This window comes from Falsiroseomonas sp. E2-1-a4, from assembly GCF_051433165.1.
Taxonomy (GTDB): Bacteria; Pseudomonadota; Alphaproteobacteria; order Acetobacterales; family Acetobacteraceae; genus Falsiroseomonas.
On the sequence record NZ_JBHMFS010000007.1, the window covers coordinates 84,828 to 98,266 of the forward strand.

Consider the following 13,439-nt stretch of genomic DNA (forward strand, 5'->3'; position numbering starts at 1 on the left):
ACAACCGGAGACGCCCCGATGCTGCCCCACACCGCCCTGTCCCGCCGCGCCCTGCTCGCCGCCGCGCCCGCGCTGGCCCTGACCGCGCCGGCCCTGGCGCAATCCGCCTGGCCGAGCCGTTCGATCCGCCTTGTCGTGCCGTTTTCCGCAGGCGGCGCGGCGGACAGCGCGGCGCGGGTCATCACGCCGCATATGGGCCAGCGCCTCGGCCAGAACTTCGTGGTGGAGAACCGCACCGGCGCCAGCGGCAGCCTCGGTGGGAACGAAATCGCCCGCGCCACCGACGGGCACAGCTTCCTGTGGGATGCCTCCTCCCACCTCGTGAACCCGGCGCTGCTGCCGCGCCTGCCCTTCGACTACGCCACCGCCTTCACGCCGATCAGCCTGGTCGTCGCCTTCCCCTCCGCCATTGCGGTGAAGAACGACTTTCCGGCGACCACGCTGGCGGAATTCGTCGCGGCGGCTAAGGCGCGGCCGGGCGTGATCACGGTCGGCACCCAGGGCAACGCCACCGCCGGCCATCTCGGTCTGGTGGCCTTCGCCCGGCGTGCGGGCATCGAGGTGATCCACGTGCCGTACCGCGGCGGCGCGGCCGCGGCGCAGGACCTGGCCGCCGGCGCCATCGACGCTGTCTTCACCACGCTGGTCTCGGCCGGGCCGGTGGTGGAGGGCAACCGCGCGCGCTTCCTGGCGGTGGGGACGACGGTGCGGGTGGAAAGCCGTCCGAATGTACCGACCATTTCGGAAAGCGGCTTCGAGGGCTTCGAGTCCAATGAATGGGCCGGGCTGTTCGGCCCTGCCAGCACGCCGCCCGAGGTGGTGCAGGCGCTGTCCGATGCACTGGTCGAAGCAGTGGCGGTGCCCACCATCCGTCAGCGCCTGATCCAGATCGGCTGCGTACCACTGGCCACCCGCCCGGCCGACTTCGCCCGTTTCGTCACCGAGGGCCGTGCCGCAATGGCCACCCTGGTGCGGGACGCGAATATCCGCGCGGAGTGAGCCACACCGCCAACCGCAACCTGGCCGGCATCCTGCTGATGTCGGTCGCGGTGCTCGGCTTCTCGTTGAACGACGTGCTGGGCAAATGGCTGGTTGCCACCTATGCGGTGGCACAGGTGCTGGTGCTGCGCAGCATCGCAGCGCTGCTGGTGCTGGCGCCACTGATCGCGCGGGAGGGAGCGATACCCCTGCTGCGCCAGCCCCGCCCCCGCTTGCAGATGGTGCGAGTGGCCTGCGGCACGCTGGAGGTGACGGCCTTCTACTGGGCCGTTTCCATGATGCCGCTGGCCGACACCATGGCCTTCTGGATGGCCACGCCGATCTTCGTGGCGATCGGCGCCGCCCTGCTGCTGGGCGAACGCCTGGAGCGGAAGCGCTTCGCCGCCGTGGTGCTCGGCTTTGTCGGCGTGGTGGTGGCGCTGGGCGCGGGGCTGGATAATGGCCTGTTGCCGACGTTGGTCGCTATCGGCGGCACCGTGCTCTATTCCGGCTATCTGCTGGCGACGCGGGAGCTGCGCGGCACCTCCGCCACCGTGCTGGCCACCTACCAGATGGGTGCGGCGCTGATGCTCGGCCTGGTGCTGGCACCGTTCGGCTGGGTGCCGGTGACTTGGCTGGATGCCGGGCTGCTGATGCTGCTGGGGGTCGTTGGAGTGGCGGCGCATCTGGCCGTCACACGATCCCTCGCCCTGGCCCCGGCCCCGGTGGTGGTGCCGTGGCAATACGCCATGATCCTCTGGGCCATCCTGCTCGGCTGGCTGGTCTTCGATGAGGTGCCGGAGCCGGCCATGCTGGCGGGCGTTGCCATCATCATCGGCGCCGGCTTCTGGCTGACGCGTCTGGAATTGAAGGCCGCGCGCCGGACATGAAAAAGGGCGCCTCGCGGCGCCCTGTCTCGTAGTGCGGTGGAAGGAGGAGGCTTTACGCCTCGTCCGCCTCGCTCGGCACCGTCTCAGGACGCGGGCCGCTGTCGAGGCCCTTGGCCGCGACATCACGCTCGATCAGCTCGATCACCGCCATGTCGGCCGCATCGCCGTAGCGAACGCCGGCCTTCAGCACGCGGGTGTAGCCGCCGGCGCGGGCCTTGTAGCGGTCCGCGATGGTTGAGAACAGCTTGTCCACCACCTTCGGGTCCCGGATCTGTGCATAGGCCTGACGGCGCGCATGCAGGTCGCCGCGCTTGCCGAGCGTGATAATGCGCTCGACATAGGGGCGCAGCTCCTTCGCCTTCGGCAGAGTGGTGGAAATCTGCTCGTGCTTCAGCAGGGCGGTCGCCATGCTGCGGAGCATCGCGAGCCGATGGCTGGTGGTAACGCCGAGCTTACGGCCGGATACGCCGTGACGCATGGTCCTGTTTCCTTAGAGAACCTGAACCCCCGCCTCGGCGGGGGCCCAGTGTATTTGTGCAGCGCAGTTTCACACTCATAGTCGGGGAGCGTGACTGCCCCTCCGCCCGCCCGAATTCGCCCTCAGAAGGGCTCTTCGAGCTTCTTCGCCAGGTCTTCGATGTTCTCCGGCGGCCAGCCCGGCACAGTGATGCCGAGGCCGAGGCCCATGGAGGCGAGGACTTCCTTGATCTCGTTCAGCGACTTGCGGCCGAAATTCGGCGTGCGGAGCATTTCCTGCTCGGTCTTCTGAACCAGGTCGCCGATGTAGACGATGTTATCGTTTTTCAAGCAGTTCGCCGAGCGGACCGAGAGTTCGAGCTCGTCGACCTTACGCAGAAGGTTGCGGTTGAAGGGCAGATCGTCGCGGATCTCCTCGACCACACGCTGGCGCGGCTCCTCGAAGTTGATGAAGAGCTGCAGCTGCTCCTGCAGGATGCGGGCGGCGATGCCCACCGCATCCTCAGGCGTCACGGTGCCATCGGTCTCAACCGTCAGAACCAGCTTGTCGTAGTCGGTCTTCTGGCCGACGCGGGTCGGCTGGACCTGGTAGGCCACGCGGCGCACCGGGGAGTAGATGGCATCGATCGGGATCAGGCCGATCGGCGCATCCTCGGGGCGGTTCTCGCTGGCCGGGACGTAGCCCTTGCCGGTGTCGACCGTCAGCTCCATGGACAGCTTGGCGCCGTCATCGAGCGAGCAGATCACCAGGTCGGGGTTCGAGATCTCGATGTCGCCACTGGTCTGGATCTGGCCGGCGGTCACCTCGCCCGGACCCGTTGCCGTCAGCTGCAGGCGCTTCGGGCCATCGCCCTGCATTCGCACGGCGAGCTGCTTCACGTTCAGGACGATGTCCGTCACGTCTTCCCGCACGCCCTGAAGGCTGCTGAATTCATGCAGCGCGCCGTCAATGCGGACCGCCGTCACGGCGGCGCCCTGGAGCGAGGACAGCAGGATGCGGCGCAGAGCATTGCCAAGCGTCATGCCGAAGCCGCGCTCCAGCGGCTCCGCCACCAAGGTAGCCAGCCGAGTCGGGTCAGCGCCGAGCTCGACGTCCTTCTTGGTCTCGATCAGCGAACGCCAATTCTTCTCGATCACGGTCTATTCCCCTGCCCAACCCCGGTCCGCAACGCGCGCCAAATCAGACGCGGCGCCGCTTGCGCGGGCGGCAGCCATTATGCGGGATGGGCGTCACGTCACGAATGGCGGTGACGTAGAACCCAACAGCCTGCAACGCGCGCAGCGCGGACTCACGGCCCGAACCCGGACCGGAAACCTGGATCTCCAGGGTCTCCATGCCGTGCTCACGCGCCTTCTTGCCAGCATCCTCGGCGGCAACCTGGGCGGCGTAGGGCGTGCTCTTGCGGCTGCCCTTGAAGCCCTGGCTACCGGCCGACGACCAGGCGATGGCATTGCCCTGCGCGTCGGTGATGGTCACCACGGTGTTGTTGAAGGAGGCGAGGACGTGCGCCACGCCGGAAGAAATGTTCTTCCGTTCCTTCTTGCGGGGGCGGCTGCCGGCGCGGGGTTCGCGAGCCATCTTACTTCGTCACCTTCTTCTTGCCGGCGATCGCCACCGCCTTGCCCTTGCGGGTACGCGCATTGGTATGCGTGCGCTGGCCACGGACCGGCAGGCCCTTGCGGTGACGCAGGCCGCGGTAGCAGGCCATGTCCATCAGCCGCTTCTTGTTCATCGCCTCTTCACGCCGCAGGTCACCCTCGACGCGGTATTCCCGGTCGATCAGCTCACGGACGCGGAGGATCTCATCATCGGTCATCTGGTTCACGCGGCGATCCTCGGGGATGCCGAGCTGCTCGCAGATCACCTTCGCGTTCTGCGGACCGATGCCATAGATGTAGCGAAGCGAGATGAGCACCCGCTTGTTGGTTGGGATGTTCACGCCGGCGATACGCGCCACGGTGCCTCTCTCCTCGTCGGGCCTATGGCCCGCTCCAAAAACTGGGCCTGCGGCCCGACAAATAACCAGGCCCGCAGGGGCCCCGCCGACCCCAGACCCGATCCGCGAATCTCGCTGACCGGCCCGAATCAGGCATGAAACGGCGAAGAGCGGCCGAAGGAACCTTCGGACCGCAGGGGCCGGGTGCTACACCGACCCCGCCGGGGGAGTCAAGTCATACGGCCTTGCGGTCGAGGAGCGCGGCCAATTGCCGGGTCACCTCGTCCATCTCGGCCATGCCATCAACCTGCTGCAGCTTACCCTGTGCGGCGTAATGCGGCAGCAGCGGCGCGGTCTGGCGGTGATAGGCATCGAGTCGCGCCGCTACCGTCTCCGCCCTGTCATCGGCGCGCCGGACGAAATCCGTGCTGCCACAGACATCGCATACACCGGCCACCTTCGGCGCCTTGAACCGGTCGTGGAAGCCCTCGCCGCATTTGGCGCAGGTTAAGCGGCCGGCGATCCGGTCGACCAGCGCGGCATCGTCCACCTTCAATTCGATCACCTGGTCCAACGGCAGGGCCTGGTCGGCCAGCATGCCGTCCAGCGCCTGTGCCTGCGGGACGGTGCGCGGAAAGCCATCCAGTATAAAGCCGCGAGCCACATCAGGCGCCTTCACCCGGGCCGACAGCATCCCGATCAGGATGCTGTCCGGCACGAGTTCCCCGCGCTCCATGATGGCCTTGGCCTCCCGGCCGATCGCCGAGCCAGATTTCACCTCAGACCGCAGCATGTCACCAGTCGCGATCTGGACGACGCCGTAGCGCTCCTCCAGCCGCTTGGCCTGGGTGCCTTTGCCGGCGCCCGGAGGCCCCAGCAGAATCAACCTCATCGCCCACGTCCCCCCGGCTGCGTGCCACGGCCACCGAGCCGAGCCTTCTTGATGAGCCCCTCATACTGATGGGCGAACAGATGGGACTGCACCTGCGCAACCGTATCCATGGTCACGGAGACAATGATGAGCAGCGAGGTACCCCCGAAGTAGAAGGGCACGCCGTAATTCGAGATCAGAATCTCCGGCAGGATACAGACCACGGACAGATAGATGGCGCCCACCGCGGTCAGCCTGGTCAGCACGCGGTCGAAATATTGCGCCGTCGGTAGGCCAGGCCGAATACCGGGCACGAAGCCACCGTACTTGCGCAGATTATCCGCCGTATCCTGCGGGTTGAACACCACGGCCGTGTAGAAGAAGGCGAAGAACACGATCAGGGTCAGGTACAGCGCCATGTAAAGCGGCTGCCCATGCGCCAGCAGATTGGCGGCATCGGTGACCCAGGACTGCTCCGTCTGATCCGTGCGGAACGCCGCGAAGGTAGCTGGCAGCAACAGCAGGGAGGAGGCGAAGATCGGCGGCATGACACCGGCGGTGTTCAGCTTCAGAGGCAGGTGGGTGTTCTCACCGCCGAACATCCGGTTGCCGACCTGGCGCTTCGGATACTGCACCGGAATGCGCCGCTGCGCCCGCTCCACGAAGACCACAAGGGCGATCACCAATAGCGCGATCACCAGGAAGGCCATGATGAAGAAGGTGGACAGCGCACCCGTCCGGCCCAGCTCCAGCGTGCTGGCAAGCGCCGAGGGCAGGTTCGCCACGATGCCGGCGAAGATGATCAGGCTGATGCCGTTGCCGATACCACGCGCCGTGATCTGCTCACCCAGCCACATCAGGAACATGGTGCCGCCGACGAGCGTGATGACGCAGGAGATACGGAAGAACCAGCCCGGATCAAGCACGGCCGCCCCGAAGCTGCCGCGCAGGCTCTCGAGCCCGATGGCAATGCCGTAGGCCTGGAAGATCGCGATGAACAGGCAAAGGTAGCGCGTGTACTGGTTGAGCTTCTTCCGCCCCGACTCGCCTTCCTTCTTTAAGGCTTCCCAGGAGGGAATGGCGGCCGTCATGAGCTGCACGATGATGCTGGCGGAAATATAGGGCATGATGTTGAGCGCGAAGATCGTCATGCGCCCCAGCGAGCCGCCGGTGAACATGTCGAACATGCCCATGATGCCGCCGCCCATCTGCTGAAGCAGTTCGGCCATGACGCTGGCATCAACGCCCGGCACCGGGACGTAGGAGCCGATCCGGTACACGATCAGGGCGCCCAGAGTGAACCAAAGCCGGTTCTTCAGCTCGGTCGCCTTCGCCAGGACACCGAGATTCAGATTGGCCGCAAGCTGTTCGGCGGCGGACGCCATGTGCGATCCCTCCTCGCGAAAGCGGCGCCCCCATGCCACGCCGAGAAGGCAGGCCCGGGACGCCGCGTCGCAGCTATCCTAAAGTGCCGCCCAGGACCCACCGGTGCAAGGGAGACAACAGCTTTCCGAACCTCAGGCTTCTTCGGCCGGGGCCTCGGCGGGCACGACCAGCAGGGTCAGCGTACCGCCAGCAGCCGCGATCGCCGCAGCCGCGGCGCCGGAGGCGCCGGACACGGTCAGCGTCACCGCGCGGGTGATCTCACCGGTGGCGAGCAGCCGCACGCCCGCATAGCGCGGCGCGGAACGCACCACGCCGGAAGCCTGCAGCATGGCCTCGTCGATCGCACCCTCGGCCGGCAGACGACCGTCAGCGATAGCCTTGTCCAGCGCGCCAAGGTTCAGCGGTGCGTAGAGCTTGCGGAACGGGTTCACGAAGCCCCGCTTCGGGAAGCGCCGATAGATCGGGAGCTGACCGCCCTCGAATCCATTCAGCGTCACGCCGGTGCGGGCCTTCTGGCCCTTCACGCCGCGGCCAGAGGTCTTACCCTTGCCGGAGCCGATACCGCGGCCAATGCGCTTGAACTTCGGCCGAGCGCCGTCGTTGTCGCGGATTTCGTTGAGCTTCATGTTATTCCCCGTCCACCTTCACCAGGTGGGCGACCTTCCGGATCATGCCGCGCACGGAGGGGGTATCCTCCAGCTCGCTGGTCCGGCGGATCTTGTTCAGGCCCAGCCCGATCAGCGTTTCGCGCTGACCAGGCTTACGGCCGATCGGCGACCCAGTCTGGGTCAGCTTCACGGTCTTCTTGCTCTCAGACATTCGCAGCCTCCGGCGCCGCACCCTCGGCGACGTCCTTGCGCGGACCGAGCAGGTCAGAGACCTTCTTGCCACGGCGTGCCGCCACAGCCCGCGGGCTAGTGCAGCGGCCGAGCGCGGCGAAGGTCGCCTTCACCATGTTATGCGGGTTCGTCGTGCCGGTGCACTTGGCGACGACATCGCCCATGCCCAGCGTCTCGAACACCGCACGCATCGGGCCGCCGGCGATGATGCCGGTACCGGCCGGTGCGGCACGCAGGATGACGCGGCCTGCACCGAATTCGCCCACCTGGTCGTGGTGCAGCGTACGGCCCTCGCGCATCGGCACGCGGATCATCGTGCGCTTGGCACGCTCCGTCGCCTTGCGGATCGCCTCCGGCACCTCACGCGCCTTGCCGGCGCCCCAACCCACGCGGCCCTTCTGGTCGCCAACGACGACCAGCGCGGCGAAGCTGAAGCGACGACCGCCCTTCACCACCTTGGCGACGCGGTTGATGGTGACGAGCTTGTCCTTCAGCTCATCGCCGTCCTGCCGGTCCTGCCGGTTCTCATTGCGATCACGACCGCGACCACGACGGCGATCACCGCCCTCGCCACCGCCACCACCGCCCTCGCCGCTCCTGGGTTCCCGTGCCATTCCCGAACTCCTCAGAAGGAGAGGCCGCCCTCACGGGCAGCCTCCGCGAGTGCCTTGACGCGGCCGTGATACAGATACGGCCCACGGTCGAACACCACTTCCACCACGCCGGCGGCCAGCGCACGCTCCGCCACCAGCTTGCCGACGGCCGCCGCGGCGCCCTTGTCCGCGCCGGTCTTCAGCTCTTCGCGCATCGGCTTCTCGATGGACGAGGCAGCCGCAACGGTGCGGCCGGCCTTGTCGTCGATGATCTGCGCGTAGATGTGCTTGCCCGAGCGGAAGACGGACAGGCGCACGCGCCCGCCGGACTTCATCTTGAGCTGGTAGCGCAGCCGCGAGCGGCGGCGCTCGGTCAATGCGAGCTTCTTGTCGGCCATTACTTCTTCTTACCCTCCTTCCGGAGGATCACCTCGTTATCGTAGCGCACGCCCTTGCCCTTGTAGGGCTCCGGGCCGCGATACGCGCGGATCTCAGAGGCCACCTGGCCAACCTGGCGCTTGTCAGCGCCTTCCACCTTGATGGAGGTCGGCTTCTCGCAGGTGATCTTGATCCCCGCCGGGATCGGATAGCGGATGTCGTGGCTGTAGCCGAGGTTGAGCACAAGCTCCTTCCCCTGCACCGCCGCACGATAGCCGGTGCCAGTGATCTCCATGTTCCGAGTGAACCCGGTGGAGACGCCCGTCACCATGCTTTGGATCAGGCTGCGGGTGGTGCCCCACATGGTGCGGGCCTTGCGGTCCGAACCACGAGGCGCCACCGCGACCTCGCCACCCTCGATGGTGACGTCCACTTCGTCCGTCAGGTCGAGCGTAAGCTCGCCATTCTTGCCCTTGGCCACGATCGTGCGGTCCTGGAGCGCCACCTGGACGCCTGCCGGAACCGGGACCGGATATTTACCGACGCGAGACATGTCTATCCTCCCGTCAGAATACGCGGCAAAGGACTTCGCCGCCAACATTGGCAGCGCGAGCCTCATTGTCGCTCATCACGCCCTTGGGCGTGGAGAGGATGGAGATGCCGAGGCCGGAGTAGAACTTCGGCAGCTCCGCAATCTTGGAATACACCCGGCGGCCCGGCTTGGACACGCGCGCGATTTCCTTGATGGCGGGCTCGCCCTCGGAATACTTCAGCTCGATGCTGATCACGCTGATGCCCGGGCGCAGCTGCTCGGTGGCGAAAGCGCGGATGTAGCCCTCGCGCTTCAGCACATCGAGCACATTCTCCCGCAGGCGGGAGGCCGGCGCCACGCAACGGCTTTGCCGTGCACGCTGGGCATTACGGATACGGGTGAGCATGTCACCCAACGGATCGGACAGCGACATTCGCGGCCCTCCTTACCAGCTGGCCTTAACCAGCCCCGGAATCTGGCCATTATTGGCGAGATCACGAAGCTGGTTACGGCTGAGCTTGAACTTGCGGTAGTTACCGCGGGGACGGCCAGTGAGCTCACAGCGCAGGCGCACGCGAACCTTGGCGCCGTTGCGGGGCAACTGCGCCAGTTTCAGCGTCGCCTCGAAGCGTTCCTCGACCGGCACTTCGCGATCCATCACCACCGCCTTGAGGGCGGCGCGCTTGGGCGCATGCAGCTTCGAGAGCCGTTCACGACGCTTGTTCTTCATGACAGACGAGGTCTTGGCCATGCCGTCTAAAATCCTCCGGAACCTGCCTGGCGCGCTGCCAGGCGGTTTTCCAAATCAGTTGGCGAAAGGAAGGTCGAACGCCTTGAGCAGCGCCTTGGCTTCCTTGTCGGTCTTCGCGGTCGTCACGAACTGGATGTCCATGCCGCGCACCACGTCCACCTTGTCGTAGTTGATCTCGGGGAACACGATCTGCTCCTTCAGGCCCATGGCATAGTTGCCACGACCGTCGAAGCCACGGTTACCGGGGATACCACGGAAGTCACGCACACGCGGCAGGGCGATGGTCACCAAACGGTCGAGAAACTCGAACATACGGCCCTTGCGAAGCGTGACCTTACAGCCGATCGCCTGGCCTTCACGGATCTTGAAGCCCGCGATCGCCTTGCGCGCCTTGGTCTTCACCGGCTTCTGGCCGGAGATCGCCATCAGGTCCGCCACGGCCGCGTCCAACTTCTTGGAATCGCCGGCGGCTTCGCCGACGCCCATGTTGATCACGATCTTTTCGAGCTTCGGAACCTGCATTGGGTTCTTGTAGCCGAATTCAGCGGAGAGCGCCTTGCGGATCTCATCCTCGTAGCGGCGCCGCATGCGCGGCAGCTCGGCCGGCGAGGCCTGCGCCGCACCCGCCTTCGCAACCGCGGCCGGGGATGCCGGCGCAACGCGCTGCTCGCCACCCTTGGCGGCAGGCGCGGCGTTGCTCTTCTTCGGGGGCGTGGACTTGGCCGAAGCCTTGCCGCCCTTCTTGGTCGCGCTCATTGGTCAATCACCTCGCCGGAGGGCTTGGCCACGCGCACCTTGCGGCCATCCTCGAGCACCTTGAAGCCAACCCGCGTCGCCTTGCCGGACACCGGGTCGAGCAGCGCCAGGTTGGAGAGGTTGATCGGCCCCTCCTTCTCGACGATGCCACCCGGCTTGCCCATGCCCTGCGGCTTGGTGTGGCGCTTCACCATGTTCACGCCCTGCACGAAGGCGCGATTTTCCTCGGGCACGACGCGAATGACATCGCCCTTCTTGCCCTTGTCGCGACCGGCGAGAACCTCGACCCGGTCGCCCTTCTTGATCTTCGCAGCCATGGCCTTACAGGACCTCCGGCGCCAGCGAGATGATCTTCATGAACTTGCGCCCACGCAGCTCACGCACAACCGGTCCGAAGATACGGGTCCCGATCGGCTCACCCTGCTTGTTGATCAACACCGCGGCGTTGCCGTCGAAGCGGATCGCGGTGCCATCGATGCGCCGCACGGGATAAGCCGTGCGGACGATGACGGCGCGATGCACCTCGCCCTTCTTCACCTTGGCGCGGGGAATCGCTTCCTTGACGGAAACGACGATGATGTCGCCCACGGACGCCGTGCGACGCTTCGACCCGCCCAGCACCTTGATGCACTGGACGCGGCGCGCGCCGGAGTTGTCGGCGACGTCGAGGTTGGATTCGACCTGGATCATGTCCTGTCCGCCTCAGCTGGCCGAAGCAGGCGCATCGGCGGCAGGCTTCGCGACGACGACCGGGGCATCGAAGCCCTCCGGACGCTCAACCGCATCACCATTCCGCGCGACCACCAGCCACGACTTGTTCTTGCTGATCGGGCGGCATTCCTCGATCGACACCAGGTCGCCTTCCTTGCAGAGGTTCGCCGCGTCATGCGCTGCGTACTTCTTGGAACGACGAATGAACTTCTTGTAGAGCGGATGCATCACGCGACGCTCGACCAAGACGGTAATCGTCTTGTCGGTCTTGTCGCTGACCACCCGGCCCGTGAGGACGCGCCTCGGCATCGCCCGAACCCCTTAAGCTTGTTGCGCCGAGCCGCGGACGCGCTCGGTCATGATCGTCTTCGCCCGCGCGATATCACGGCGAACTTCCTTGATGCGACCCGTCGCCTCAAGCTGACCGGTGGCCCGCTGGAAGCGCAGGTTGAACTGCTCCTTCCGAAGGTTCACCAGCATCTCCTGCAGCTCGTCCGGGGTCTTGGCCCGCACGTCCGCGATCTTTGTCTGCGCCATCTCAGGCCTCCGCCGTGGCGCCGAGGCGCGTCACGATCTTCGTCTTGATCGGCAGCTTCGCCGCACCCAGCTCGAGCGCCTCGCGGGCAATCTCACCGGAGACGCCGTCCAGCTCGAACATGATCCGGCCCGGCTTCACCCGTGCCACCCAGTATTCCGGCGCGCCCTTGCCGGAGCCCATGCGGACTTCGGCCGGCTTGGTCGAGACGGGGACATCCGGGAAGATCCGAATCCACACCCGCCCCTGGCGCTTCATGGCGCGCGTGATCGCGCGCCGCGCCGCCTCGATCTGCCGCGCAGTCACCCGCTCGGGCTCCAGCGCCTTCAGGCCGAAGCCGCCGAAGGTCAGGGTAAAGCCGCCACGGGCGATACCCTTTATGCGGCCCTTATGGGCCTTGCGAAACGTCGTGCGCTTAGGCTGCAGCATCGTACATCACTCTCAGCGCTGAGGCGCTTGTTCCGCGGCGCGCTTGTCCTGCGCCATCGGATCATGTGCCATGACTTCGCCCTTGAAGATCCAGACCTTGACACCGCAGGTGCCGTAGGTGGTCTTCGCGGTCGCGACGCCGAAATCGATATCCGCACGCAGCGTGTGCAACGGCACACGGCCTTCCCGGTACCACTCCATCCGCGCGATCTCCGCCCCGCCCAAACGGCCGGAGCAGTTGATGCGGATGCCGCCGGCGCCGAGGCGCATGGCGGACTGCACGGCGCGCTTCATCGCACGGCGGAAGGCCACGCGACGCTCCAGCTGCTGCGCGATGCTCTCGGCCACCAGCGTGCTATCGATTTCCGGCTTGCGGATCTCGACGATGTTCAGCGAGACCTCGGCCCCGGCCATCTTCGCCAGGTCCTTGCGCAGGTTCTCGATGTCCGCGCCCTTCTTGCCGATCACCACGCCCGGGCGTGCGGCATGAATGGTCACGCGCGGCTTCTTCGCCGGACGCTCGATCACCACACGGGACACGCCGGCGCCCTTCAGGCGCTCACGCAGCGTCTTCCGCAGCTTCAGATCCTCATGCAGCATCCGCGCGTAGCCATTATCCGCGTACCAGCGGCTGTCCCACGTGCGGTTGATGCCGAGCCGGAGCCCGATCGGATTGACTTTGTGACCCATGTTACGCGGCCTCCTGCTGTGCCGCCGGCGCCGGAACGGTCTGTTCCGCCACAACGATCTTCAGATGGCTGAACCACTTCTCGATCTGCGAGGACCGGCCACGGCCCCGCGCATGGAAGCGCTTCATCACCACCGCGCGCCCAACCTCGGCCTTGGTGACGACCAGGCGGTCGACGTCCAGGCTGTGGTTGTTCTCGGCGTTGGCGATCGCGCTCTCGAGCGTCTTCTTCACCGTCTGCGCGATGCGGCGCTTGGAGAAGGTCAGCGTCGCAACGGCATCTTGTGCCGTGCGGCCGCGGATCAACCCCGCCACCAGGTTCAGCTTGCGCGGGCTGACACGAATGTTCTTCGTGACGGCCTGCGCTTCGGTTTCTTCGAGCCCGCGCTCGTGCTTCGGCTTGCTCATGTCAGCCTCGCTTCGCCTTCTTGTCGGACGAGTGTCCGGTGAAGGTGCGCGTCGGCGAGAACTCGCCGAACTTGTGGCCCACCATGTTCTCGTTCACCTGCACCGGGATGAACTTCTTGCCATTGTAGACACCGAAGGTCAGGCCGACGAATTGCGGCAGGATCGTGCTGCGGCGCGACCAGATCTTGATGATCTCGCTGCGGCCCGATGCACGGGAGGCTTCTGCCTTGTTGAGCAGGTAGCCGTCGACGAACGGCCCCTTCCAGACGCTGCGCGACAT

At 66.1% G+C, this 13,439-nt stretch carries 24 protein-coding genes; 2 read left to right on the top strand and 22 right to left on the bottom strand.

Translation table 11 applies throughout. From position 1 onward, the window contains the following. The first annotated feature begins 18 nt into the window (after positions 1–18). Positions 19–999, top strand: a complete 981-nt coding sequence (locus tag ACFHNC_RS09650) for a Bug family tripartite tricarboxylate transporter substrate binding protein (protein WP_437169017.1) — start codon at positions 19–21, stop codon at positions 997–999. Beyond that, the gene (locus ACFHNC_RS09655; RefSeq protein WP_437169018.1) at positions 996–1,868 is read left to right on the top strand and encodes a DMT family transporter; all 873 of its coding nucleotides are present in this window, start codon (positions 996–998) and stop codon (positions 1,866–1,868) included. The genes ACFHNC_RS09650 and ACFHNC_RS09655 overlap by 4 nt, the downstream gene beginning before the upstream one ends. Positions 1,869–1,920: 52 nt before the next feature. Here ACFHNC_RS09655 and rplQ read toward each other — a convergent pair whose 3' ends face one another. From rplQ to rpsS, 22 genes are all read right to left on the bottom strand, one after another. Further along, complete coding sequence (gene rplQ, locus ACFHNC_RS09660; RefSeq protein WP_437169019.1) at positions 1,921–2,346, bottom strand: 50S ribosomal protein L17; 426 nt, start codon at positions 2,344–2,346, stop codon at positions 1,921–1,923. Between the two features lie 122 nt (positions 2,347–2,468). Continuing rightward, positions 2,469–3,482: a DNA-directed RNA polymerase subunit alpha gene (locus tag ACFHNC_RS09665; protein ID WP_168050544.1), complete on the bottom strand. Its 1,014-nt coding sequence runs from the start codon at positions 3,480–3,482 to the stop codon at positions 2,469–2,471. A 43-nt stretch (positions 3,483–3,525) separates the two neighbouring features. Then, entirely contained in the window at positions 3,526–3,924 is a 399-nt protein-coding gene (rpsK, locus tag ACFHNC_RS09670; RefSeq protein ID WP_168050545.1) for a 30S ribosomal protein S11, read from the bottom strand. A gap of 1 nt (position 3,925) precedes the next feature. Then, positions 3,926–4,303, bottom strand: a complete 378-nt coding sequence (rpsM, locus tag ACFHNC_RS09675) for a 30S ribosomal protein S13 (protein WP_168034741.1) — start codon at positions 4,301–4,303, stop codon at positions 3,926–3,928. 214 nt (positions 4,304–4,517) lie between these two features. Further along, positions 4,518–5,174, bottom strand: coding sequence for an adenylate kinase (locus ACFHNC_RS09680; protein WP_437169020.1), 657 nt, complete (start codon positions 5,172–5,174; stop codon positions 4,518–4,520). Then, entirely contained in the window at positions 5,171–6,538 is a 1,368-nt protein-coding gene (gene secY, locus ACFHNC_RS09685; RefSeq protein WP_437169021.1) for a preprotein translocase subunit SecY, read from the bottom strand. Before secY ends, ACFHNC_RS09680 begins: the two co-directional genes overlap by 4 nt. Positions 6,539–6,670: 132 nt before the next feature. Then, positions 6,671–7,165 (bottom strand): 50S ribosomal protein L15, encoded by a 495-nt coding sequence (rplO, locus tag ACFHNC_RS09690; RefSeq protein WP_437169022.1) that lies wholly within the window; start codon positions 7,163–7,165, stop codon positions 6,671–6,673. Position 7,166: 1 nt separating this feature from the next. After that, positions 7,167–7,358 carry a 50S ribosomal protein L30 gene (gene rpmD, locus ACFHNC_RS09695; RefSeq protein ID WP_304811665.1) on the bottom strand — a complete coding sequence of 64 codons (192 nt, stop codon included), beginning with the start codon at positions 7,356–7,358 and terminating at the stop codon, positions 7,167–7,169. Then, positions 7,351–7,992 (bottom strand): 30S ribosomal protein S5, encoded by a 642-nt coding sequence (gene rpsE / locus ACFHNC_RS09700; RefSeq protein ID WP_304811667.1) that lies wholly within the window; start codon positions 7,990–7,992, stop codon positions 7,351–7,353. The genes rpmD and rpsE overlap by 8 nt, the downstream gene beginning before the upstream one ends. Positions 7,993–8,003: 11 nt before the next feature. Then, on the bottom strand, positions 8,004–8,369 hold the full coding sequence (gene rplR / locus ACFHNC_RS09705) for a 50S ribosomal protein L18 (protein ID WP_437169023.1): 366 nt from the start codon (positions 8,367–8,369) through the stop codon (positions 8,004–8,006). Continuing rightward, positions 8,369–8,902 carry a 50S ribosomal protein L6 gene (gene rplF, locus ACFHNC_RS09710; protein WP_437169024.1) on the bottom strand — a complete coding sequence of 178 codons (534 nt, stop codon included), beginning with the start codon at positions 8,900–8,902 and terminating at the stop codon, positions 8,369–8,371. Before rplF ends, rplR begins: the two co-directional genes overlap by 1 nt. Positions 8,903–8,915: 13 nt before the next feature. Continuing rightward, a complete protein-coding gene (gene rpsH, locus ACFHNC_RS09715; protein ID WP_304811673.1) occupies positions 8,916–9,314 on the bottom strand; it encodes a 30S ribosomal protein S8 in 399 nt (132 codons plus the stop codon). A 12-nt stretch (positions 9,315–9,326) separates the two neighbouring features. Beyond that, entirely contained in the window at positions 9,327–9,632 is a 306-nt protein-coding gene (gene rpsN / locus ACFHNC_RS09720) for a 30S ribosomal protein S14 (RefSeq protein WP_437169025.1), read from the bottom strand. A gap of 54 nt (positions 9,633–9,686) precedes the next feature. Then, positions 9,687–10,220, bottom strand: a complete 534-nt coding sequence (gene rplE, locus ACFHNC_RS09725) for a 50S ribosomal protein L5 (RefSeq protein ID WP_437169149.1) — start codon at positions 10,218–10,220, stop codon at positions 9,687–9,689. A gap of 164 nt (positions 10,221–10,384) precedes the next feature. Further along, positions 10,385–10,705, bottom strand: coding sequence for a 50S ribosomal protein L24 (rplX, locus tag ACFHNC_RS09730; protein WP_437169026.1), 321 nt, complete (start codon positions 10,703–10,705; stop codon positions 10,385–10,387). A gap of 4 nt (positions 10,706–10,709) precedes the next feature. Continuing rightward, a complete protein-coding gene (gene rplN / locus ACFHNC_RS09735; protein ID WP_216872787.1) occupies positions 10,710–11,078 on the bottom strand; it encodes a 50S ribosomal protein L14 in 369 nt (122 codons plus the stop codon). Between the two features lie 12 nt (positions 11,079–11,090). Beyond that, positions 11,091–11,408, bottom strand: a complete 318-nt coding sequence (gene rpsQ / locus ACFHNC_RS09740; RefSeq protein ID WP_437169027.1) for a 30S ribosomal protein S17 — start codon at positions 11,406–11,408, stop codon at positions 11,091–11,093. A gap of 12 nt (positions 11,409–11,420) precedes the next feature. Further along, positions 11,421–11,636 carry a 50S ribosomal protein L29 gene (gene rpmC, locus ACFHNC_RS09745; RefSeq protein WP_437169028.1) on the bottom strand — a complete coding sequence of 72 codons (216 nt, stop codon included), beginning with the start codon at positions 11,634–11,636 and terminating at the stop codon, positions 11,421–11,423. Position 11,637: 1 nt separating this feature from the next. Next, a complete protein-coding gene (gene rplP, locus ACFHNC_RS09750; RefSeq protein ID WP_216837909.1) occupies positions 11,638–12,063 on the bottom strand; it encodes a 50S ribosomal protein L16 in 426 nt (141 codons plus the stop codon). Positions 12,064–12,075: 12 nt separating this feature from the next. After that, a complete protein-coding gene (rpsC, locus tag ACFHNC_RS09755) occupies positions 12,076–12,753 on the bottom strand; it encodes a 30S ribosomal protein S3 (RefSeq protein ID WP_437169029.1) in 678 nt (225 codons plus the stop codon). A gap of 1 nt (position 12,754) precedes the next feature. Next, on the bottom strand, positions 12,755–13,159 hold the full coding sequence (gene rplV, locus ACFHNC_RS09760; RefSeq protein ID WP_437169030.1) for a 50S ribosomal protein L22: 405 nt from the start codon (positions 13,157–13,159) through the stop codon (positions 12,755–12,757). A 1-nt stretch (position 13,160) separates the two neighbouring features. Continuing rightward, entirely contained in the window at positions 13,161–13,439 is a 279-nt protein-coding gene (rpsS, locus tag ACFHNC_RS09765; protein ID WP_304811688.1) for a 30S ribosomal protein S19, read from the bottom strand.